We start from the raw sequence: 22,348 nt of genomic DNA, 5'->3' as shown, positions 1-22,348 counted from the left end.
TGCCCTGCCCGTGACCGCCGCCGGTCAGGCGGGCCGTATCACGCGTTCAGGGGATTCCTCGTAAGGCGGGGAATAGATCACCAGAATCTTTGCGGGCTCGTCGCTGACTACCGTGAAGACGTGCATCTGGTCCGGCGGGAAGAAACAGCAGTCGCCCGGGCCCAGCTCGCGGCGCTGGCCGCCGACCTCGGCGACGGCGCGCCCTTCCAGCACGTAGCAGACCTGCTCAATGCCCGGGTGCGCATGCGGCAGCGCGCCCTTGCCCTTCTCGATGGTGCCGTGGATCACTTCCAGATGGCGCGAGCCGACCGTCTCGGGCGCGATCAGCCGGCGGTTGAGCGTGCCGACATGGTTGGCGGGGTGGTAGCCCTCGACCTCATCGGTCGAGATGAAATACACGGGTTGGTCCGGCATGCGGCCTCCTGCCTGAATTCATGTTTATGAATAATAGTTTATACACATGAATTTACTCGTCAAACGTTTTCGACACGTTTGCGGGTTTACCGGGAGCGCCTGGCCGTGACGAGCGCCGTCCTCACGCGCCGCGTGATCGGTCGGAAATAGAGAATGTAACGCCTGGTGGGCCTAGCCGGCGAAGCGGTAACCGACGCCGACCTCGGTCAACAACCACGCCGGCTGGGCCGGATCGGCCTCCAGCTTGTGGCGCAGGTGGCCCATGTAGACCCGCAGGTAGTGGCTGCTGTCGGCATGGGACGGCCCCCACACTTCGCGCAGCAGCTCGCGGTGCGTCATGACCTTGCCGCGGTGCGCCAGCAGCACGGCGAGCAGGCGGTATTCGATCGGGGTCAGGTGCACCGCCTCGCCCCCGCGCGTGACCTGCCGGTTGGCGAGGTCGACGGCGACCTCGCCGAACGCCACCTGCGCCCGCCCCTGCGCGCCGGCGCGAGCATGCCGGCGCAACAGCACGCGCAGCCGCGCCACCAGCTCGCCCACGCCGAAGGGCTTGGTCAGGTAGTCGTCGGCGCCGGCGTCGAGCGCGCGGATCTTCTCGGTCTCGTCGGTGCGCGCCGACAGCACCAGCACCGGCACTTCGGTCCAGGTGCGCAGCTCGCCGATCATCGAGACGCCGTCGCCGTCGGGCAGGCCCAGGTCCAGGATCACCAGGTCGGGCTGGCGCGTGCCGGCCTCGATCAGCCCGCGCTGCAGGGTATCGGCCTCGTGCACGGTGCAGCCCTCGTCCTGCAGTGCCGCGCGCACGAAGCGGCGGATATGGGGCTCGTCTTCCACCAGCAGCAGCGTGGGCGAAAACTCGAATGGCATGACGCGTCGCTTCCTTGCAAGGTTGGCGGGTTCAGGCCGGCACGCCGGCCGCTTCGGGCTCCAGCACCGGCGGGGTGCCGCGCGGCAGCGTGACCACGAAGCGCGCGCCGCCCCCATCGACCCTCGCGGCCTGCGCGGGGTGCACCGGCTCGACCCGGATGCTGCCACCGTGCGCCTGCACGATCGCCTCGCACACGGCCAGCCCCAGGCCGACGCCGCTGGTGGCGGATTCGCGCTCGCCGCGCGTAAATTTCTCGAACACCTGGCGCGCCATCGCGGCCGGCACGCCGGGACCGTCGTCCTCGACGATCAGGTGCACCGAGGCTTCGGTGACCTCGCCGCGCAGCCGGATCTCGGTGCCCGGCGCGGTGTACTTGGCGGCGTTCTCGAGCAGGTTGCACAGCACGCGCTCGATCAGCACGCCGTCGCACTCCACCAGCGGCAGCGCCGACAGGTCGGCCACCACCACGCGGTGCCGCGCCAGTGCGTCGCGCAGCGACGCCAGCGCCGCGCCGGCCAGCTCTTCGAACGACTGCCAGGTCTTGCGCAGCGCCACATTGCGGCCCTGCAGCCGCGCCATGTCGAGCAGGTTGGCCACCATCGCATGCATGCGCCGCGCCTGGTCGCGCATGGCGCCGACCGTTTCCGCCACCCCCGGCGCCAGCGGCGGGGTGCCGCGCTGCAGGGTCTCGGCCATGCCGATCAGGCTGGTCAGCGGCGTGCGCAGGTCGTGCGACACCGCCGCCAGCAGCGAGCTGCGCAGGCGCTCGGACTCCATCGTCAGCAGGGCCTGCTGCGCGACCTCGACGTAATGCAGCCGCTCCAGCGCGATCGCGATCAGCGTGGCGAAGACATCGGCCTGGCGCCGCAGCGCCGGCTGCGCGAAGGCACGCCAGGCGCGCGGCTCGACCGCGAGCACGCCGCGCACCTGCATCGGCGCTTTCAACGGCAGGTACAGCACCGTGCCGGCCGGCAGCGTGTCGGTGCCGGTGCCGGCCGGCTGGCCGTGGTCGAACACCCATTGCGCCAGCACATGGTCGATGGCGTCGCTCTGCGCGGCGACGCCGGCTTGGGCAGCGCTCTCGGCATCGGTTGCGGCGGGCAGCAATCGCCCTTGCTGGCCGGCCCGGAAGAACGCCGCGCGCGCGTCGAACGCCGCGCGCAGGAAGCGGCTGCCGATGGCAACGATCTGCGCATCGGTCAGCGCCGCCGACAGTTCGCGCGCCAGCTCGTACAGTGTGCGCGCATCGGTCTCGCGCTGGACCGACACGCGCGCCTGCTCGCGCAGCCCGGCGGTGAGCTGGCCGATCACCAGTCCCACTGCCAGCATCACCAGGAAGGTCACCAGGTATTGCACGTCGCTGACCGCGAACGACAGCTGCGGTGGCACGAAGAAGAAGTCGAACGCACCCACCGCCACCAGCGCGGCGAAAGCGCCGGCGGTGCGTCCGTGGCGCAGCGCCACCCCTGCCACCGCCAGCAGGAACAGCATGGCGATATTGACCAGGTCGAACCATGGCCGCGCCAGCGCCGACAGCGCGGTGGCGCCGGCGCACCAGGCCACCGCCCACAACAGGCCGGGCCACTGCGCCGGACGGGCCTCGTCACCTTGCGCTTCGATGCCATGCGCAGCGCGGGCGGCATCGGGCGCGTCATGCCGGACCCCGTCGGCGGCGACTCGGATCACGTCGACCTCCGGACACGCGGCCGCCAGCGCATCGGCAAAGTTGCTGCGCCCGAACAGCCAGGCGCGCGCGCCCAGCCACGGCGCCAGCAGCTGCGCCAGCCAGGCATGCAGGCGGCCCGGTAGCGCATCGCCGCGGTCACGCCAGCGCGCCGGGGTGCGGCCGATCAGGACCTTGGTCAGGTTGTGCCGCCGCACATAGCCGGCCACTGCCGCCACCATGTCGCTGCCGGCCAGGGTCTCGGTGCGCGCGCCCAGCGCCTCGGCCAGCCGCATCGCCTCGTCGAGCTGCGCGCGCAGCGTGTCCGGCACCGGCGCCAGCCGCGGCACCGACACCGTCACCACATGGCAGTCGCAATCGAGTTGAGCCGCCAGCCGGCGCGCGCTGCGCACCACTTGCACGGCATCGCTGCCGTGGCCGATGCAAGCCAGCACCGCTTCGCGCGTGCGCCACACCGGCTCGATCGACGCCTGCTGGCGGTAGGCGCGCACATCGTCGTCGACGCGGTCGGCGGTGCGTCGCAGCGCCAGCTCGCGCAGCGCGATCAGGTTGCCCTTGCGGAAAAAGTGCTGCACCGCGTGGCGGGCCTGTTCGGGCACGTACACGCAGCCTTCGCGCAGCCGGCGCAGCAACTCGTCGGCGGGCAGGTCGACCAGCACGACTTCGTCGGCCTCGTCGAAGACCGCGTCGGGCACGGTCTCGCGCACGCGGATGCCGGTGATGCCGGCCACCGCCTGGTTCAGGCTGTCGAGGTGCTGGACGTTGACGGTGGTCCAGACGTCGATGCCGGCCGAGCGCAGCTCGGCGATGTCCTGCCAGCGCTTGGGATGGCGGCTGCCGGGCGCGTTGCTGTGGGCCAGCTCGTCCACCAGCACCAGCGCCGGCCGGCGCGCCAGCGCGGCGTCGAGATCGAATTCCTGCAGCGCGCGGCCGCGGTGCTCGAGCACGCGCCGGGGCAGCTGCTCGAGGCCTTCGGCCAGCGCCTCCGTCTCGGCGCGGCCATGGCTTTCGACCACGCCCACGACGACATCGCCACCCTGTTCGCGCAGCGCGCGCGCGGCCGCCAGCATGGCAAAGGTCTTGCCGACGCCGGCCGAGGCGCCGAAGTAAATGCGCAGGCGTCCGCGCGCGGAGCGTTCGCCATCGGCCTGCAGGCGTTGCAGCAGGTGGTCGGGATCGGGGCGGAGGTCGTCGGCTGGGCGCGCGGGCATGGTGGGCGCGCTCACGTTGCGGCAGCGCAAGCGCAGCCAGATTGTGCCATGCAGGCCGGCGCGTGGCCCCCAACGTGGCCTCCCGCCTCAGCGCGCCGGCAGCGCATCCAGTGCCAGGTTTAGCCGCAGCACGTTGACGCCGGCCTCGCCCAGCACCGGCAGCAGCGGCTTGTCGGTATGCGCGGCGATCAGCGCGCGCACCTGCGCGAGCGGCAAACCCCGCGCCCGCGCCACGCGCGCCGCCTGGTACTCGGCCGCGGCCACGCTGACATGCGGGTCCAGGCCGCTGCCGGAGGCGGTCACCAGGTCCACCGGCACCGGCGCGGTGTTGCCGGGATCGGCCGCGCGCAGCGCGTCGATGCGCGCGCGTGCCGCGTCGGCCAGCGCGGGGTTCGACGGCCCCAGGTTGGAGCCGCCGGAAGCCCCGCCGTTGTATGGCATCGGCGCGGTCGCCGAGGGCCGGCCCCAGAAGTCCCCGGGCGCGGAGAACGGCTGGCCGATCAGCTCGGATCCCAGCACCTTGCCGTCGCGCTCGATCAGCGAGCCGGCGGCCTGGTGCGGAAAGGCCGCGCCGGCAATCATGGTGATCGCCGCGGGGTACAGCAGGCCGGTCAGCAGCGACAGCGCCAGCAGGATGACCAGCGCCGGGCGCATCAGGCCGCCCTGCGCTTCAGTGTGCGCGGCGTGCGCGGTATCGGCTGTGATTGGATTGGACATGGTTGCTCCGAACATTGTTTGGGGTCGGTCAGGCCCAGCCCATGGCGGCCAGGCCCAGGTCGATCAGCTTGATGCCGGCAAACGGCAGCGCGATGCCGCCCAGCCCGTACACCAGCAGGTTGCGGCGCAGCAGCGCGGCGGCGCCGAGCGCGCGGTAGCGCACGCCGCGCAGTGCCAGCGGGATCAGCGCCACGATGATCAGCGCGTTGAAGATCACGGCCGACAGGATCGCCGATGCCGGCGTCGCCAGCCCCATCACGTTGAGCAGGTCAAGCTGCGGATAGGTGGTGGCAAAGGCCGCGGGAATGATCGCGAAATACTTGGCCAGGTCGTTGGCCACGCTGAAGGTGGTGAGCGCGCCGCGGGTCATCAGCATCTGCTTGCCGATGCCGACGATCTCGATCAGCTTGGTCGGGTTACTGTCGAGGTCGACCATGTTGCCGGCCTCGCGCGCGGCCTGCGTGCCGCTGTTCATCGCCACCGCGACGTCGGCCTGCGCCAGCGCCGGGGCGTCGTTGGTGCCGTCGCCGGTCATCGCCACCAGCCGCCCTTCGGCCTGGTACCGGCGGATCAGCGCCAGCTTGGCTTCGGGCGTGGCCTCGGCGAGGAAGTCGTCGACGCCCGCTTCGGCGGCGATCGCGGCGGCGGTCAGCCGGTTGTCGCCGGTGATCATCACGGTGCGGATGCCCATGCGGCGCAGTTCGCCGAAGCGCTCGCGGATGCCGCGCTTGACCGTGTCCTTCAGCTCCACCACGCCCAGCACGCGCACCTCGGCGCCGGTCAGCTCGGCCACCACCAGCGGCGTGCTGCCGGCCCGCGCCACGTCCTCGACCGCGTGCGTGACCGCATCCGGGAACTTGCCCGCATGCTCGGCCACGTAGCGGCGCACGGCATCGGCCGCGCCCTTGCGCACGCTGCGCCGCGACGTGCGCTCGTCGAGGTCGACGCCGCTCATGCGCGTCTGCGCGCTGAACGGCACGAACACCGGCCGCGCCGCGCCCATGCCCGGGGCGTCGGCGCCGGCCTGCTGGCGCGCCAGCGCCACGATGCTGCGGCCCTCGGGGGTTTCATCGGCCAGCGACGACAGCCACGCGGCGGCCCCCAGCTGGCGTTCGCTCACACCCGGCGCCGGCAGCAGCCGCGCGGCCTGGCGGTTGCCCAGCGTGATCGTGCCGGTCTTGTCGAGCAGCAGCACGTCGACGTCGCCGGCGGCCTCCACCGCGCGGCCCGAGGTGGCGATCACGTTGGCCGCCATCATGCGGCTCATGCCGGCCACGCCGATTGCCGACAGCAGCCCGCCGATGGTGGTCGGGATCAGGCACACCAGCAGCGCCACCAGCACGGTCACGGTGACCGGCAGCCCCGCGCCCGTCGCCAGCACGCTGTAGGCGGAGAACGGCAGCAGCGTGGCGGTGGCCAGCAGCAGCACCATCGACAGTCCGACCAGCAGGATGGTCAGCGCCAGCTCGTTGGGCGTCTTCTGGCGCCGCGCGCCTTCGACCATCGAGATCATGCGGTCGATAAAGCTTTCGCCCGGATTGGTGGTGATGCGCACCACGATCCAGTCGGACAGCACGCGGGTGCCGCCGGTGACCGACGAGAAATCGCCGCCGGATTCGCGGATCACCGGCGCCGACTCGCCCGTGATGGCGCTTTCGTCGACCGAGGCCACGCCTTCGATGACCTCGCCGTCGCCGGGGATCATGTCGCCGGCCTCGGTCAGCACCACGTCGCCGCGGCGCAGCGTGGTGGCCGGGCGCACCTGCACGGCGCCGTCGCGGCGGCCCTCGGCCAGCACGCGCGCGTTCGCGGTGCGCTTGAGCCCGCGCAGCGACGCGGCCTGCTGGCGGCTGCGGCCTTCGGCCAGGGCCTCGGCAAAATTGGCAAACAGCACGGTGACCCACAGCCAGATCGTTATCGCGACGATAAAGCCGGCGCTTTCCGTGGCATGCGGCTGCGGCGCGACCAGCGCACGCAGCGCCAGCAGCGTGGTCAGGATGGCGCCGGCGTAGACCACGAACATCACCGGGTTGCGCAGCTGCTCGCGCGGTGACAGCTTGCGCAGCGCCGCGAACAGCGCCGGGCGCACCAGTTCGGGCGACAGCAGGCGGAGCGGCGCGCGTGCCGGGTCGTGCGCGGCATCGTGGGCTGGATCGTGGGCGGCGCCATCGTCGGCGCGCTCCGGGGCGGCCTGGGGCCGCGTGCTCAGGGTATCGGGTTGCATCATGGAGACAGGTTCGCGAGTGGCGATGAGTCAGGACAGCGGTTCAGCGCGCGGCGCCGGCCAGCACGCCCTGCAGGTGTTCGGCGACGGGGCCTAGCGCCAGCGCCGGGACATAGGTCAGCGCGCCCACCATCAGCACTGCGCCGGCCAGCAGCACCACGAACAGCGCGCCGTGCGTGGGCATGGTGCCGCCGGTGGCCGGCAGCTTCGGCTTGGCCGCCAGCGAGCCCGCCAGCGCCAGCACCGGGATCACGATCCAGAAGCGGCCGAACCACATCGCCGCGGCCAGCAGCGTGTTGTAGAACGGGGTGTTGGCCGACAGGCCCGCGAATGCACTGCCGTTGTTGTTGGCCGCCGAAGACAGCGCGTACAGGATCTCGGAAAAGCCGTGCGTGCCCGGGTTGAGCACGCCCGCGCGGCCCGCGCCCGCCATCACCGCCACCGCCGTGCCCAGCAGCACCAGCAGCGGCGTGACCAGGATCACGATCACGGTCATCTTCATCTCGAAGGCCTCGATCTTTTTGCCGAGGTATTCCGGCGTGCGGCCGATCATCAGGCCGGCGATGAACACCGCCAGCACCGCGTAGACCAGCATGCCGTACAGCCCGGAGCCGACCCCGCCGAACACCACCTCGCCCAGCTGCATCAGCAACATCGGCACCATGCCGCCCAGCGCGGTGAAGGAATCGTGCATGGCATTGACCGCGCCGCACGACGCCGCCGTGGTGATTGCCGCGAACAGCGCGGAGGCGGCCACGCCGAAGCGCGTTTCCTTGCCTTCCATATTGCCGCCCGCCTGCAGCGCAGAGCCCGCGTGGTCCAGCGGCAGCGCGGACAGCACCGCGCCGGCGCGCTGCTCGGCGAGCGCGGCCAGACAGGCCATGGCCACGAACAGCAAGGTCATCGCCGCCAGCACCGCCACGCCCTGGCGGCGGTCCTGCACCATCTCGCCGAAGGTGAAGCACAGCGCGGCGGGGATCAGGAAGATCGCCAGCATCTCGATCAGGTTGGACAGCGCGGTCGGGTTTTCGTACGGATGCGCCGAGTTGGCGTTGAAGAAGCCGCCGCCGTTGGTGCCCAGCATCTTGATCGCTTCCTGCGACGCCACCGGCCCCATCGGCAGCGTCTGCGTGTGCGCCATGGCCGGCCGGGTCGGCACCCCGCCCTGTGCATCGGCGATGGGATTGCCGGCGGCGTCCGTGACCGGCTGGCTATAGGCCACCGGTCGCAGCAGCGCGGCATCGCGATAGCCGCCGAAGTTCTGGATCACGCCCTGGCTCGCCAGCGCCAGCGCAATCACCGATGCCAGCGGCACCAGCACGTACAGCGTGATGCGCGTCAGGTCGACCCAGAAGTTGCCGATGCCGCCCGCGCGCTGGCGCGCGAAGCCGCGGATCAGCGCGAACACCACGGCGATGCCGGTGGCCGCCGAGACAAAGTTCTGCACCGTCAGCGCCAGCATCTGCGTCAGGTAGCTCATGGTCGATTCGCCGGCATAGCCCTGCCAGTTGGTATTGGCGACGAAGCTGACGGCGGTATTGAAGGCCGAATCCGGCGACACCGCGCCGAAGCCCTGCGGGTTCAGCGGCAGCCAGCCCTGCAGGCGCTGCAGCGCATAGACCGCCACCGCCCCGAGCAGGTTGAAGGCGAGCACGGCCAGCGCGTAGCGCCGCCAGCCCATCTGCGCGCCGCCCCGCTCGCCGCCATGCACGCCGGCGAGCCGGTACAGCGCGCGCTCGAGCGGCCGGCCCCAGACGGTCAGTCGGTAGCCGTCGTCTTCGACCGCGCGGCGCAGGTAGCGGCCCAGCCATGGCGCCAGCGCCAGCAGGATGGCCAGGTACAGGGCCAGCAGGCCCGGGAAATCGGTCGGCATCAGAACTTCTCCGGGCGGCACAGCGCAATCAGCAGGTAGAGGAAGATGGCCACGGCAAGCGCGCCGGCCAGCAGTTCGGTCCAGTCCATCAGAGGTCTCCGCCGGTGGCTGCGTCCGGCTGCGGCCGGTCCGCGGCGGAAACCGGCCGCGCCGGGCCGCACAACCATGCGCACAGCGCGACCAGGGCGACGCTGGCGGCGCCGAAGGCAATCAGAACGAGCAAGAACATCGCATCCATGACGGGAGAATCGTGAGTGGCAGACGTCACCCAGATTAGGGATGCGGGGATAAAAACGGGGTAGAAAGACCCGCTATGGCTATAAAAACGGTATAAAGACGCCTCGCGGTTCCGTCGCGCGCGCTGCGGTCCGCTTGAAGTGGCCTGGAAATAACTATCAGGCCCGGCCGCCGCGCGTACGTTGCACTGCATTCTTGACAGCGCCGTCGTATACATGCCATAGTTACGGGCGTATAGCATTCATGGAAACCGGTACTGTCAGGCTCCAGTTATGTTTGGACCTGGCGCTATCACCCCTGACACTGGTTGCACGGACTGAAACGTCCACATCTTTCAGGTTCGCGGGGGCGCACCAGGGCATCGGCCCGGCGTGCAATACCAGTCGCTCCGGCGGCCGCAGTTTCCCCCCGTGTGAACCAGCCGCCCCGGCGGCAATCCCCTAAAGGACTGAATTGACTAAGATCGTCTTGAAACCCGGTGAGCCCGTTGAAGTTGCAATGCGGCGTTTCCGTCGTGCCATTCTGCAGACTGGCCTGATCGTTGAACTCAAGAGCCGTACCGCTTACGAGAAGCCGACGACCGAGCGCAAGCGCAAGAAGAAGGCCGCCGAAGCACGCCTGCGCAAGCGCCTGCGCATGCAGATGCTGCCGAAGAAGATGTACTGATTCCGGCACGCTTTGCTGCCTGGTTTAGCCAGGCAAGAAAAACCGCCAGTTCGCTGGCGGTTTTTTTATGCCCGCGCGCCGGGGCCCTCGCGTCCGCTGCACCGCGCCAACTGAGCCCGGCGCGGATGACCGGCATAATGGCGGATATTGCGCCGTTGCGGCGCCACACCGGACCCTGCCTTGACTGCCATCCTCGAGTTGCGCAAGGTGCGCAAGCAATACGGCGACACGGTCGTGGTCGACGACCTCGACCTCCAGGTTTTCCGCGGCCAGTGCTTCGGCCTGCTGGGCCCCAACGGCGCCGGCAAGACCACCACGCTGCGGCTGCTGCTGGGCCTGACCACACCCCTGGCGGGCACGCTGACGCTATGCGGCGAGCCCATCCCCGAGCGCGCGCCGCAGGCGCGCATGCGCGTGGGCGTGGTGCCGCAGTTCGACAATCTCGATCCGGACTTCTCGGTGATCGAAAACCTGCGCATCTTCGGCCGCTACTTCGGGCTGTCGTCGGCCGAGATCGAGCGGCGCGTACCGAAGCTGCTGGAATTCGCGCGGCTGGAAAACCGCGCCGACGCCCAGGTGCGCGACCTCTCCGGCGGCATGCGGCGGCGCCTGACCGTGGCGCGCGCGCTGATCAACGACCCGGACCTGCTGGTGATGGACGAGCCCACCACCGGCCTCGATCCGCAGGCACGCCACCTGATCTGGGAGCGGCTGAAGTCGCTGATGGCCAGCGGCAAGACCATCCTGCTGACCACGCACTTCATGGAAGAAGCCGAGCGGCTGTGCAACTACCTGTGCGTGATCGACGGCGGCCGCAAGATCGCCGAAGGCAAGCCGCACGAGCTGATCGACAGCCAGATCGGCTGCGACGTGGTCGAGGTCTATGGCGATGAACTGGAGACGCTGCGCGGCACCCTGACGCCGCTGGCGCAGCGCACCGAAATGAGCGGCGAGACACTGTTCTGCTACGTGCGCGAGCCCGCCCCGCTGCTGGCGGCGCTGCACGGCAGGAGCGGCGTGCGCTACCTGCACCGCCCGGCCAACCTCGAGGACGTGTTCCTCAAGCTGACCGGCCGCGAGATGCGGGACTGAACCAAGGGACGACATGAGCGAACAGGACCCCCGCGCGGACGCCACCGAGGCCTCCCCCGCCGCCGCCATGGCGGCGCGCCAGGCCTATCCGCAGCCGCTGCTGCCGCGCAACCTGCGCAACTGGATGATGGTCTGGTACCGCAACTACATGGTGTGGAGGAAGCTGGCAATTCCGTCGATGATCGGCAACCTGGCCGACCCGATGATCTACCTGTTCGGCCTCGGCCTCGGGCTCGGCCTGATGGTGGGCCAGGTCGACGGCGTGTCGTATATCGCCTTCCTCGCGGCCGGCACCACCGCGTCCAGCGTGATGATGTCGGCCAGCTTCGAATCGATGTATTCGGCGTTCTCGCGCATGCACGTGCAGCGCACCTGGGAAGCGATCATGCATGCGCCGCTGACGCTGGGCGACGTGGTGCTGGGCGAAATCGCCTGGGCCGCCAGCAAGGCCGTGCTGTCGGGGCTGGCCATCATGCTGGTGGCGGGCGCGCTCGGCTATGCGCAGATGCCGGGGGCGCTGCTGGCGCTGCCGGTGATCGTGCTGGCCGGGATCGCCTTCGCCGCGCTGGCGATGATCGTCACCGCGCTGGCACCCAGCTATGACTTCTTCATGTTCTACCAGACCCTGGTGATGACGCCGATGCTGCTGCTGTCGGGCGTTTTCTTCCCGCTGGAACAGCTGCCCGAAGGCGTGCAGGCCGCCGCCAAGGCACTGCCGCTGGCGCACGCGGTGGCGCTGATCCGGCCGCTGATGCTGGGCCGCCCGCTCGACGGCGCCGGCCTGCACCTGGCGGTGCTGGCCGCCTATGCGGTGGCCGCGCTGGTGGTGTGCCTGGTGCTGCTGCGCCGCCGGCTGCTGCGCTGACTCCGCCCCATGCCAGGCTCAACCACTATCAAGAGTTCCATGCCGTCTTTATTCCCCCGCCTGCGTCGCAACCTGCGCAACGATAGCGCAACCTCCGCCTCCCTGCCGCGCATCGCCCTGATGCTGGCAGTCGCCTGCGCCACCGCGTCGCTGTCCGGCTGCATGGTGGTCGGCGCCACCGTGGCGGTCGGCAGCGCCGCGGTGTCGACGGTGGCGACGGTGGGCTCGGCCGCGGTCAGCGTGGCCTCGACCGCGGTCGGCACCACCTACGACGTCACCGCCGCCGGCGTGAAGGCGATGGCCGGCGGCGATGAGCCCGCGCTGCAAGCGCCGGCACCGCAAGCGCAGCCATCTCAAGGCCCGGCCCCGCAAGAACAGGCCCCGGTGGTCGCGGCGACCGAGTAGCGCCTCAGTCGCCCAGGCCGCGCAGCAGGTCGGCCTTCAGGTCCTCGACCGACTCCAGCCCGACCGCCAGGCGGATCAGCCCTTCGCCAACGCCCGCGGCCGCCTTGGCCTCGGGGCTGACGCGCGCATGCGTGGTGGTGTACGGGTGCGTGATGGTGGTGCGGGTGTCGCCCAGGTTGCCGGTGATCGAGCACAGCCGGGTGTTGTCGATCACGCGCCAGGCATTGGCGCGCTGCTGCTCGGGCGTCGCGCCCTTGAGCTCGAACGACACGATCGCGCCGCCGCCGCTTTGCTGGCGCATGGCGATCTGGTGCTGCGGATGCGACGCCAGCGCCGGATGGAACACGCGCGCCACGGCCGGGTGCGATTCCAGGAACTGCGCCAGCGCCAGCGCGCTCGACGAATGGCGCTCCATGCGGATCGCCAGGGTCTCCATGCCCTTGAGCAGCACCCACGCATTGAACGCCGACAGCGTCGGCCCGGCGGTGCGCACGAACGGGAATACCTTGCCCATGATGAAGTCGTGCGAGCCCAGCACCGCGCCACCCAGCACCCGGCCCTGGCCGTCGATATGCTTGGTGGCCGAGTGCACCACGATGTCGGCGCCGAACTTCATCGGCTGCTGCAGCGCCGGCGAGCAGAAGCAGTTGTCGACCACCAGCAGCGCATTGGCGTCGTGGGCGATGTCGGCCACGGCGGCGATGTCGGCCACTTCGGTCAGCGGGTTCGACGGCGTCTCCAGGAAGAACAGCCTGGTGTTCGGCCGCACCGCGGCACGCCACGCCTGCAGGTCGGTCGGATCGACGAAGGTGGTCTCGACACCGAACTTGCCAAAGATATTGTTGAACAGCGTCATGGTCGAGCCGAAGATCGCGCGCGAGCTGACCAGGTGGTCGCCGGCCTGCATCGACGACAGCACCACCGACAGGATCGCGCTCATGCCCGAGGCGGTCGCCATGCAGGCCTGCGCGCCTTCCAGCGCCGCCAGGCGCGACTGGAACATCGACACGGTCGGGTTGGTGAAGCGCGAATAGGTATAGCCCTCTTCCGAGTTGGCAAAGCGCTCGGCGGCCTCGGCGGCGCTGTTGAAGCAGAAGCTCGAGGTCAGGTACATGGCCTCGGAGTGCTCCATGAATTCGCTGCGCAGCGTGCCGGCGCGCACGCCGAGGGTATCGATGCCGAGCGATTCGGGATTGAGCGGTTGGTTCATGCTGGTGGCGCGGTCGTACCCGCGCGAAGGCGATGGTTGCGACAAGCTGCGCAGCGCCCGGTGGACGGCGCGCGGCCATGAAAAAAGCCCGTGCGATCGGTTGCTCGGATCGACGGGCTTGCTGTCCTGCGTGTGCGTATGCGTATGGCCTTGGGCTTCAGGCTGTGGCGGCCGGCTTCCGGACATTGCCGCGCCGGCAAGGCGCTGCGCAGCGGGAATCGTTGCTGGCGACCATCTCTTTAGCTGTTTCGGGCTGTACCCGCGTCCGCAAGCTGACTGTCAAATCGACGCCCGGCCATGTTACGGCCGGGCATCGCATTCGTCAACGCGCGCCAACGCGGTGGCGGGGCTTACTCGTTGCCGCCGGAGCGCTGCAGGTGCAGTTGCGAGCGCTCGGTGTCGCCGCCGGTGCCGTCGCGGTCGGCCTGGCTGCGCGCGGTTTCCAGGCGGTCCAGGTAGGCCTCGTCGATATCGCCGGTGATGTAGCGGCCATCGAAGCACGACGCGTCGAAGTCCTTCAGCGCGGGGTTGATGTCGCGCACCGCCTGCTTCATCGCTTCCACGTCCTGGTACACCAGCTTGTCAGCGCCGATGATCTTGGCGATCTCTTCGTGCGTGCGGCCATGCGCCACCAGTTCGCTGCGGGTCGGCATGTCGATGCCGTACACGTTGGGGAACTTCACCGGCGGCGCGGCCGAGGCGAAGATCACCTTGTTGGCGCCGGCGTCGCGCGCCATCTGCACGATCTCGAACGAGGTGGTGCCGCGCACGATCGAGTCGTCGACGATCAGCACGTTCTTGCCCTTGAACTCCACGCCCATGGCGTTGAGCTTCTGGCGCACCGACTTCTTGCGCACCGCCTGGCCCGGCATGATGAAGGTGCGGCCGACGTAGCGGTTCTTGAAGAAGCCTTCGCGATAGTTGACGCCCAGGCGGTTGGCCACCTGCATCGCGGCCGGGCGGCTGGAATCCGGGATCGGCATGACCACGTCGATATCGCCGGCCGACACTTCCTGGCGAATCTTCTCGGCCAGGTAGTCGCCCATGCGCAGGCGCGCGTCGTAGACCGGCACGCCGTCGATGCACGAATCCGGGCGGGCCAGGTAGACGTATTCGAAGATGCACGGCGTCAGCACCGCGTTGTCGGCGCATTGCTTGCTGTAGAGCTTGCCGTCGAGGTCGATGAAGATGGCCTCGCCCGGCGCCACGTCGCGCTCGAGCTTGTAGCCGATACCTTCCAGCGCCACCGACTCCGACGCCACCATCCATTCCTTGCCGGTCGGGGTTTCGACACTGCCCAGGCACAGCGGGCGGATGCCGAACGGATCGCGCACCGCCAGCATGCCGTAGCCGGCGATCTGCGCGGCGATGGCGTACGAGCCGCGCACGCGGCGGTGCAGGCCGCCGACCGCCTTGAAGATGGTGTCCGGCTCCAGCGCCATGCCATTGCTGGCGCGCTGCAGCTCGTCGGCCAGCACGTTCAGCAGCACTTCGGTGTCCGAGTGCGTGTTGATGTGGCGGCGGTCGCGGCGGAACATCTCCTCGCGCAGCTGTTCCCAGTTGGTCAGGTTACCGTTATGCGCCAGGATCACGCCGTAAGGGGCGTTCACGTAGAACGGCTGCGCCTCTTCTTCGCTGGAAGCGGAGCCCGCGGTCGGATAGCGCACCTGGCCGATGCCGGCGGCGCCCGGCAGGCTGCGCATGTTGCGGGTGCGGAAGACATCGCGCACCAGGCCGTTGGCCTTGTGCATGTGGAAGGTACTGCCGTTGGCGGTGGCGATGCCGGCAGCATCCTGTCCGCGGTGTTGCAACAACAGCAGGCTGTCGTAAATCAATTGGTTGACGGGCGTGGATGACACCACACCGACGATACCGCACATGCCAAGCTCCCAGGAAAGGCTTTGATTCAGGGGGCGCAGCCCGGCCCGGGATCCTCCGGGCCCGAAGGCCTGCGTTACTACCAGCCGCGCAACGTGCCCGGCCTTATGTCTTCACGTACTTCGCCAGCTCCGGCGGCAACCATGGCTTGATCGATTCCATGGCCTGCATCACATACGGGCGGCTCACCGCATCGCGCCAGAACGGTTCTTCCGGCAATTTCGTCAGGCTGGCCAGCGTCACCATCACCATCACCAGCAGCACGCCGCGCAGCAGGCCGAACACCAGTCCCAGGCCGCGGTCGGCGGGCTTGAGGCCGGTGCTCTCCAGCAATTGCCCGACCACCATGCCGGCCAGCGAGGCCCCCAGCACGGTGCCGATCAGCAGCACCACGAAACCCAGCGCGTGGCGAGCCAGCTCGCCGCCCGGCAGGGACTCGGGCATCCAGCCCGCGGCCACCGCGCCGTAGCGGAATGCCACCCAGAACGCCACCACCCAGCCGATCAGCGACAGCACCTCGCGCACCAGCCCGCGCAGCACGCCCAGCAGGCCCGAGGCCAGCAGGATGAAGACCACGGCATAGTCGAAGAAAGTCGGCTGCATCGTTGCTGGCGGCCGCGCACACGCGCCGGCCACCGCGCCCTTACTGTTCCACGACCTTCGAGGTCAGCCCCACGGCGCGCACGCGCTTGTCGGCGGCGTCGGCGGCGTCGCGGTCGTTGAAGGGACCGGCACGCAGCAGGATGCGCTCGCCATCGGCCAGCACTTTCTTTTCGACATAGGCCGGCACCTTGCTCGCCTTGAGCTTGGCCAGCCAGCCCTTGGCGCGCTCTTCCGAAGAAAACGCGCCGATCAGGATCAGGTACTTGCCGCTGCCGGTCTTGGCTTCGGCCCTGGCTTCAGGCTTCGGCTCGGGCCTGGCTTCGGTGCGTGCAGCGGGCTTGTCGGCCGCAGCTGCCGCGGACTTCGGCGCATTGACGATTTCCTCGCCGGCATCGAGCGCCGCGGCATCGTTGCGCGAGGCCGGCGACGCCGGCGCGGGCGGCAGCGGATCGGCCTTGCGCGGCTCGACGCGCGGCTTCTGCGAGCTGGTGACGCCGTTGGCGACCTTGACCGACACGTCGTCGGACACCGGCCGCGGCTTGGTCTCGAACACGATCGGCAGCACGATCACGGCGGCCACCATCAGCACCACGGCGCCGATCAGCCGGCGGCGCGCGCGTTGCTTCTGCGGGAATTCAGGGTCCAGCGTGTCGTCGGCATACTCGTCGGCCAGGCGGCGCGACGAGGCGATGCCCGCACCCGTATCGGCGCGCTGGCGCCGGGCACGCTCGGGTGCCGGGTCGTTGCCCTTGCGGGAGGAAAACAGCGAAAGCAGGCCCATAGATTGGTTCGGTGATACGGCCCGGTGGGCCGCTCGTTGCGTTTGCCGCTCAGTGATCGGCCAAGGCCGCCGGGGTTGCCAGCACAGCGCGCGCCGGGACGCCCGCTTCAGTTAGCCTGCGTGGCACGGTAGGCCATCACGCCGGCGACGGTATAGAACGATCCGAAGACCAGAATTCTATCATTCTCGGTGGCACGTTCGATGGCGTCGCGGAATGCCGCCTCGGGACTGGAAAAGCAGGCCGCGGTCGCGTCCGGGCCGGGCTGGAAGCCCCCTGCTTCGAGCTTGTCGAGCAGGTCCGCGGCGCTGGCCGCGCGTTCGGTCGGCAGGTCGCACAGGCACCAGTGGTCGACCTTGTCGGCCACGTGCTGCAGCACCCCGGCGATGTCCTTGTCCTGCATCGCGCCGAACACCGCGTAGGTGTAGCGGAAGAAGCCCATGTTCTCGAGGTTCTGCCCCAGCGTCGCCGCCGCATGCGGATTGTGCGCCACGTCCAGGATTACCGCCGGACGGCCCGGCAGCACCTGGAACCGGCCCGGCAGCTCGACGAAGGCCAGGCCGTTGCGGACTTCCTGCGCGCTCACCGGCAGGCGCTCGCGCAGCGCCTGCAGCGCCGCCAGCGCGGCCGACGCGTTCAGCAGCTGGTTGGCGCCGCGCAGCGCCGGATAGCCCAGGCCGTTGAGCTTGCGCCCGCCGCCGCTCCAGTCCCATTGCTGGCGCTCCTGGCCTTTGGCGGCCTGGAAGTGATAGTCGCGCCCCACCAGCCACAGCTCGGCGCCGACCGCCTCGGCGTGCGCCAGCAGCGACTTGGGCGGCACCGGGTCGCCGCAGATCGCCGGCACGCCCGGACGGAAGATGCCGGCCTTCTCGAAGCCGATTTCCTCTCGGGTATTGCCCAGGTACTGGGTATGGTCGATGTCGACGCTGGTGATGATGGCGCAGTCGGTATCGATCACATTGGTGGCATCGAGGCGGCCGCCCAGCCCCACTTCGAGGACGATCGCATCAAGGCCGGCCGCGGCGAAGCAGTGGAGGATCGCCAGCGTGGTGAACTCGAAGTAGGTCAGGCTGACCGGGTCGGCAAAGCTGGTGCGCGCGTGCTCGACCGCCTCGAAGTGCGGCAGCAGCTGCGCGTCGGTGGCGATCTCGCCGTTCAGCCGCGCGCGCTCGTTGAACGTGATCAGGTGCGGCGAGGTATGGCAGCCCACCTTGTAGCCGGCTTCCAGCAGGATGCGTTCGAGCATGGCGCAGGTCGAGCCCTTGCCGTTGGTGCCGCCCACGGTGAAGACCGCGGCATCGATGCGCAGCCCGAGGGCTTCCTTCACGCGCGTGATGCGCGTCAGGCCCATGTCGATGCCCACGGGATGGGCGGTTTCGAGATGGGCGAGCCATTCGGGGAGCGTGTGGAAGACAGGCATTTCGGGTGTGCGAGGGAAACGTTCGAAGCGTTTGCTACCAGATTCGGGCAGGCGGGCGCAAAGTCAAGGGGCGGCGCCGCGCCCGTCCAGAAAAGGCGAAAGGCGCGTCAACCACCCGCGCCTTCGGTACCGCGATACTGGCGGCGTTATGCCACCGCGTCGGCCGGCTGCTTCTGCAGCAGCGCCAGCAGCTGCGCCAGTTCGGCGCGCATCTTGCGGCGGTCGACGATCATGTCGACGGCGCCCTTGGTGAGCAGGAATTCCGAGCGCTGGAAGCCTTCCGGCAGCTTCTCGCGCACGGTCTGCTCGATCACGCGCGGACCGGCAAAGCCGATCAGCGCCTTGGGCTCGGCGATCACCACGTCGCCCAGGAAGGCGAACGAGGCCGACACGCCGCCCATGGTCGGGTCGGTCAGCACGCTGATGAACGGCAGCCTGGCCGCGCTCAGCTGGTTCAGCATCGCCGTGGTCTTGGCCATCTGCAGCAGCGACAGCAGGCTTTCCTGCATGCGCGCGCCGCCGGTCGCGGTAAAGCAGATGAACGGCACCTTCTGCTCGAGCGCGGCCTGCGCGCCGCGCACGAAGCGCTCGCCCACCACCGAACCCATCGAGCCGCCCATGAACTCGAACTCGAAGCAGCTCGCCACCACCGGGATGGTGTGGATGGCACCGCCCATCACCACCATGGCATCGGTCTCGCCGGTGTCTTCCATGGCGGCCTTGATGCGGTCCGGGTACTTCTTGGAATCCTTGAACTTGAGCGCGTCGACCGGCACGATCTCCTGGCCGATCTCATAGCGGCCTTCGGCGTCGAGCAGTGCGTCCAGGCGCGCGCGCGCGCTGATGCGCATGTGGTGGTCGCACTTGGGGCAGACGTGCAGGTTGGCCTCGACGTCGGTCCGGTACAGGGTGGACTCGCACGACGGGCACTTGACCCACAACCCCTCGGGGATGCCCTTGCGGGTGCTGGGGTCGGTCTGTTGAATCTTGGGGGGCAGGAGTTTATCCAACCAGCTCATGAAAGCTCCTTTCGGATGACTGCGCTCCGCCGGCAGGTCCATGGTCTGGGCGCCGGTTGGCGGAAGGCAGGGAATCAACCCGCGAATTTACCATGCCGGCCCGGTGAGCTCGAAGCGCAACGCGCGAATTGCGCACGATAAGGCACCTGTCACCCTGCCCCGAGTCAGCAATGGATCACTTCAGGCGTCCAGCGCCTGGCGAATTTCGGCGATAAACGATTGCAGCGCCGACACCGCCTGCTCGCGCGGCGTATCTTCCAGCAGCTGCACCAGCCGGCTGCCGATCACCACGGCATCGGCCACGCTACCGATCGCGCGCGCGGTCTGCGCGTCGCGGATGCCGAAGCCCACCCCCACCGGCAGGTTGGCGTGCTGCTTGATCAGCGGCAGGCGCGCCGCCACGCTGTCGAGGTCGATCGCCGCGGAGCCGGTCACGCCCTTGAGCGAGACATAGTAGAGGTAGCCGCTGGCCACGCGCGCGACCGCCTCGATGCGCGCATCGGTCGAGGTCGGCGCCAGCAGGAAGATCGGGTCCATGCCGTGGTCACGCATCAGCCCGGCGAACGACTCGGACTCCTCGGGCGGATAGTCGACCACCAGCACGCCGTCGACGCCGGCGGCGCTGGCGGCCTTGGCGAAGGCCTCTTCGCCCATGCGCTCGATCGGGTTGGCATAGCCCATCAGCACCACCGGCGTGTCCGCATTGGTCTGGCGGAACTCGCGCACCCACTGCAGCACCTGCGTCAGCGACACGCCCTGCGCCAGCGCGCGCTCGGAGGCGCGCTGGATCACCGGGCCGTCGGCCATCGGGTCGGAGAACGGCACGCCCAGCTCGATCACGTCGGCGCCGCCCGCCACCAGCGCGTGCATCAGCGCCACGGTCAGGCCGGGTTCGGGATCGCCGGCGGTGATGAACGGAATCAGGCCCTTCTTCTGCTGCGCGGCCAGCGCCGCGAACGTCTTCTGGATACGGGACATATCAGGGAATCAGGTGAGGCCGCGGCGCCGGCGAGACATCGTCGTTGGCGGCGGCCAGGGTTGGGGTGGCGAGGCTTGGGGCACCATCGGGCTCGATCGCGGGCATGGCCTCTGCTGCGGCGGCCACGCGCCCGCACGCCACCTGCACGTACTCGGGATTGATCTCGTAGCCGACAAAGCGCCGGCCATGGCGCAGGCAGGCCACCGCGGTGGTGCCGCTGCCGGCGAACGGATCCAGCACCAGGCCGCCCGGCGGGCAGCTCGACAGCACCATGCGCTCGACGATCTCCAGCGGCTTCTGCGTCGGATGGTTGGCGCGCTCGGGGTCCTGGCGATGGATGCGCGAGACGCTCCACAGGTCCTTCGGGTTGTAGCCCACCTCCAGCCACTTCTTGCCCTCGAAGCGCGGCCGGCTACGCGCCTTCTTGGTCTCGGGGTCGTACGGGATGCGCACCGGGTCGAGATCGAAGTAGTAGTCGCGCGCCCTGGCAAAGAAGCCGATGTTGTCGTGCACCGACGAGAACTTGCGCGTGGTGCCGCCCATACTGGGCACGCGGCGGTCCCAGATGATCTCGTTGATCATGGTCAGGCGCCGCTTCAGCATCACGAATAGCTCCGGCGAGTACTGCCAGGTGCAGAACAGGTAGAGCGTGCCCCTGGGCGCGAGCTTGGGCACCACCGCGTCCATCCAGCGCTCGGACCAGTCCAGGTAGGCCTGGCCCGACAGCAGGTCGGAATCGTTGCCGTAGTCCTTGCCCAGCCCGTACGGCGGATCGGCGACGATCAGGTCGACCGAGCCGTCCGGCAGGCGCGCAATGCCCTCGAACATGTCTTCCTGGAACAGCCGCAGCGGGGCGGAGTCGGGCGCGCCGGCAGCATCCGGCGCGCCGGCGCCGCCCACGGCAAGTCCGGTCGGAGGCAGCGCGCGCATCAGAGCTTGAGCCCCGCGCGCTCGGCCACGGTGTGCATGTCCTTGTCGCCGCGGCCGGACAGGTTCACCAGCAAGAGCTTGTCCTTGGGCAGCGTCGGCGCCAGCTTGCAGGCATAGGCGATGGCGTGGCTCGATTCCAGCGCGGGGATGATGCCCTCGATGCGGCAGCAGTCGTGGAAGGCCTTGAGCGCCTCCTCGTCGGTGACCGGCACGTATTGCGCCCGGCCGCTGTCCTTGAGCCAGGCATGCTCGGGGCCAACGCCCGGATAGTCCAGCCCGGCCGACACCGAATGGGTCTCGATGATCTGGCCGTTGTCGTCCTGCAGCAGGTAGGTGCGGTTGCCATGCAGCACGCCCGGCGTGCCGCCGGTCAGCGAGGCCGCGTGGCGGCCGGTGTCGAGCCCGTCGCCGGCGGCTTCGACGCCGATCAACTGCACATCGTTGTGCTCGAGGTACGGGTAGAAGATGCCCATGGCATTGGAGCCGCCGCCGACGCAGGCGATCACCGCATCCGGCTGGCGCCCGGTCATTTCGGGCATCTGCACCTTGGCTTCCTCGCCGATCACGCACTGGAAGTCGCGCACCATCATCGGGTACGGGTGCGGGCCGGCCACGGTGCCGATGATGTAGAAGGTGTTCTCGACGTTGGTGACCCAGTCGCGCATGGCTTCGTTGAGCGCGTCCTTGAGCGTGCGCGAGCCGCTTTCCACCGGCACCACGGTCGCGCCCAGCAGCTTCATGCGGTAGACGTTGGCGGCCTGGCGCTTGACGTCCTCGGCCCCCATGTAGACCACGCACTCCATGCCGAAGCGCGCGGCGATGGTGGCGGTGGCCACGCCGTGCTGCCCTGCCCCGGTCTCGGCGATCACGCGCGGCTTGCCCATGCGCCGGGCCAGCAGCGCCTGGCCGATGACGTTGTTGATCTTGTGCGCACCGGTGTGGTTCAGGTCCTCGCGCTTGAAGTAGATCTGCGCGCCGCCGAGCGTCTCGCTCCAGCGCTGCGCGTGGTAGATCGGCGACGGGCGGCCGACGAAGTGCTTCAGCTCGCGGCGGAATTCGGCGTCGAACTCGGGGTCCTTCTGGTAGTGCGCATAGGCGTCGCGCAGCTCATCGAGCGCGTGCACCAGCGTTTCGGACACGAAGGTGCCGCCATAGGGGCCGAAATGGCCGCGGGAATCGGGCAGGTCGTACATGTCTAGGCTCTTCGGAACAGCGGCCTTGCCTCAGCCGGCAAGGGCGCGTGGTTGACTGGGTGCGCGATCCGCCTGGAAGCG

Annotated in this window: 21 protein-coding genes; 4 read left to right on the top strand and 17 right to left on the bottom strand. The window is 69.3% G+C overall.

Features of this window, described 5'->3' with window-relative positions; genetic code table 11:
• Positions 1-24 precede the first annotated feature (24 nt).
• From MKD38_RS17360 to MKD38_RS17325, 8 genes are all read right to left on the bottom strand, one after another.
• Positions 25-414: a cupin domain-containing protein gene (locus tag MKD38_RS17360; protein ID WP_252678552.1), complete on the bottom strand. Its 390-nt coding sequence runs from the start codon at positions 412-414 to the stop codon at positions 25-27.
• 171 nt (positions 415-585) lie between these two features.
• Positions 586-1,281, bottom strand: a complete 696-nt coding sequence (gene kdpE, locus MKD38_RS17355) for a two-component system response regulator KdpE (RefSeq protein WP_252678551.1) — start codon at positions 1,279-1,281, stop codon at positions 586-588.
• A 31-nt stretch (positions 1,282-1,312) separates the two neighbouring features.
• The gene (locus tag MKD38_RS17350; RefSeq protein WP_252678549.1) at positions 1,313-4,177 is read right to left on the bottom strand and encodes a DUF4118 domain-containing protein; all 2,865 of its coding nucleotides are present in this window, start codon (positions 4,175-4,177) and stop codon (positions 1,313-1,315) included.
• 87 nt (positions 4,178-4,264) lie between these two features.
• A complete protein-coding gene (gene kdpC / locus MKD38_RS17345) occupies positions 4,265-4,894 on the bottom strand; it encodes a potassium-transporting ATPase subunit KdpC (protein ID WP_252678548.1) in 630 nt (209 codons plus the stop codon).
• Positions 4,895-4,922: 28 nt separating this feature from the next.
• The gene (kdpB, locus tag MKD38_RS17340) at positions 4,923-7,121 is read right to left on the bottom strand and encodes a potassium-transporting ATPase subunit KdpB (protein ID WP_371925711.1); all 2,199 of its coding nucleotides are present in this window, start codon (positions 7,119-7,121) and stop codon (positions 4,923-4,925) included.
• 40 nt (positions 7,122-7,161) lie between these two features.
• Positions 7,162-8,991 (bottom strand): potassium-transporting ATPase subunit KdpA, encoded by a 1,830-nt coding sequence (gene kdpA / locus MKD38_RS17335; protein WP_252678547.1) that lies wholly within the window; start codon positions 8,989-8,991, stop codon positions 7,162-7,164.
• Complete coding sequence (locus MKD38_RS17330) at positions 8,991-9,080, bottom strand: potassium-transporting ATPase subunit F (RefSeq protein WP_062800936.1); 90 nt, start codon at positions 9,078-9,080, stop codon at positions 8,991-8,993. The genes kdpA and MKD38_RS17330 overlap by 1 nt, the downstream gene beginning before the upstream one ends.
• A complete protein-coding gene (locus MKD38_RS17325) occupies positions 9,080-9,229 on the bottom strand; it encodes a hypothetical protein (protein WP_252678546.1) in 150 nt (49 codons plus the stop codon). Before MKD38_RS17325 ends, MKD38_RS17330 begins: the two co-directional genes overlap by 1 nt.
• 452 nt (positions 9,230-9,681) lie before the next feature.
• On the opposite strand from MKD38_RS17325, the gene rpsU reads away from it, so the two are divergent.
• The 4 genes from rpsU (at position 9,682) to MKD38_RS17305 (ending at position 12,256) form a co-directional block, all read left to right on the top strand.
• Positions 9,682-9,894: a 30S ribosomal protein S21 gene (gene rpsU, locus MKD38_RS17320; RefSeq protein WP_010814647.1), complete on the top strand. Its 213-nt coding sequence runs from the start codon at positions 9,682-9,684 to the stop codon at positions 9,892-9,894.
• 180 nt (positions 9,895-10,074) lie between these two features.
• Positions 10,075-10,986: a nodulation factor ABC transporter ATP-binding protein NodI gene (nodI, locus tag MKD38_RS17315; protein ID WP_115680665.1), complete on the top strand. Its 912-nt coding sequence runs from the start codon at positions 10,075-10,077 to the stop codon at positions 10,984-10,986.
• 13 nt (positions 10,987-10,999) lie between these two features.
• On the top strand, positions 11,000-11,851 hold the full coding sequence (locus tag MKD38_RS17310) for an ABC transporter permease (protein ID WP_305882526.1): 852 nt from the start codon (positions 11,000-11,002) through the stop codon (positions 11,849-11,851).
• Between the two features lie 39 nt (positions 11,852-11,890).
• Complete coding sequence (locus MKD38_RS17305; protein ID WP_252678545.1) at positions 11,891-12,256, top strand: hypothetical protein; 366 nt, start codon at positions 11,891-11,893, stop codon at positions 12,254-12,256.
• Positions 12,257-12,260: 4 nt separating this feature from the next.
• Here MKD38_RS17305 and MKD38_RS17300 read toward each other — a convergent pair whose 3' ends face one another.
• The 9 genes from MKD38_RS17300 to trpB all read right to left on the bottom strand — a co-directional run bounded on the left by MKD38_RS17300 (position 12,261) and on the right by trpB (position 22,267).
• Complete coding sequence (locus MKD38_RS17300; protein ID WP_252678544.1) at positions 12,261-13,466, bottom strand: O-succinylhomoserine sulfhydrylase; 1,206 nt, start codon at positions 13,464-13,466, stop codon at positions 12,261-12,263.
• A gap of 350 nt (positions 13,467-13,816) precedes the next feature.
• On the bottom strand, positions 13,817-15,346 hold the full coding sequence (purF, locus tag MKD38_RS17295; protein WP_252678543.1) for an amidophosphoribosyltransferase: 1,530 nt from the start codon (positions 15,344-15,346) through the stop codon (positions 13,817-13,819).
• 103 nt (positions 15,347-15,449) lie between these two features.
• Positions 15,450-15,947, bottom strand: coding sequence for a CvpA family protein (locus tag MKD38_RS17290; protein ID WP_025585719.1), 498 nt, complete (start codon positions 15,945-15,947; stop codon positions 15,450-15,452).
• Positions 15,948-15,987: 40 nt separating this feature from the next.
• Positions 15,988-16,728, bottom strand: a complete 741-nt coding sequence (locus MKD38_RS17285; RefSeq protein ID WP_252678542.1) for an SPOR domain-containing protein — start codon at positions 16,726-16,728, stop codon at positions 15,988-15,990.
• 107 nt (positions 16,729-16,835) lie between these two features.
• Positions 16,836-18,146, bottom strand: coding sequence for a bifunctional tetrahydrofolate synthase/dihydrofolate synthase (gene folC / locus MKD38_RS17280; RefSeq protein ID WP_252678541.1), 1,311 nt, complete (start codon positions 18,144-18,146; stop codon positions 16,836-16,838).
• A gap of 146 nt (positions 18,147-18,292) precedes the next feature.
• On the bottom strand, positions 18,293-19,165 hold the full coding sequence (gene accD / locus MKD38_RS17275) for an acetyl-CoA carboxylase, carboxyltransferase subunit beta (RefSeq protein WP_092309714.1): 873 nt from the start codon (positions 19,163-19,165) through the stop codon (positions 18,293-18,295).
• A 180-nt stretch (positions 19,166-19,345) separates the two neighbouring features.
• Entirely contained in the window at positions 19,346-20,143 is a 798-nt protein-coding gene (gene trpA, locus MKD38_RS17270) for a tryptophan synthase subunit alpha (protein ID WP_252678539.1), read from the bottom strand.
• A 1-nt stretch (position 20,144) separates the two neighbouring features.
• Positions 20,145-21,074 carry a DNA-methyltransferase gene (locus MKD38_RS17265; RefSeq protein ID WP_252678537.1) on the bottom strand — a complete coding sequence of 310 codons (930 nt, stop codon included), beginning with the start codon at positions 21,072-21,074 and terminating at the stop codon, positions 20,145-20,147.
• Positions 21,074-22,267: a tryptophan synthase subunit beta gene (gene trpB / locus MKD38_RS17260; protein ID WP_252678535.1), complete on the bottom strand. Its 1,194-nt coding sequence runs from the start codon at positions 22,265-22,267 to the stop codon at positions 21,074-21,076. The genes MKD38_RS17265 and trpB overlap by 1 nt, the downstream gene beginning before the upstream one ends.
• Positions 22,268-22,348 lie beyond the last annotated feature (81 nt).

Source organism: Cupriavidus sp. WGlv3 (assembly GCF_023952475.1).
GTDB lineage: Bacteria > Pseudomonadota > Gammaproteobacteria > Burkholderiales > Burkholderiaceae > Cupriavidus > Cupriavidus phytorum.
The sequence above is the reverse complement of the archived record's forward strand: the minus strand, read 5'-3'. Positions and strand labels throughout refer to the sequence as shown.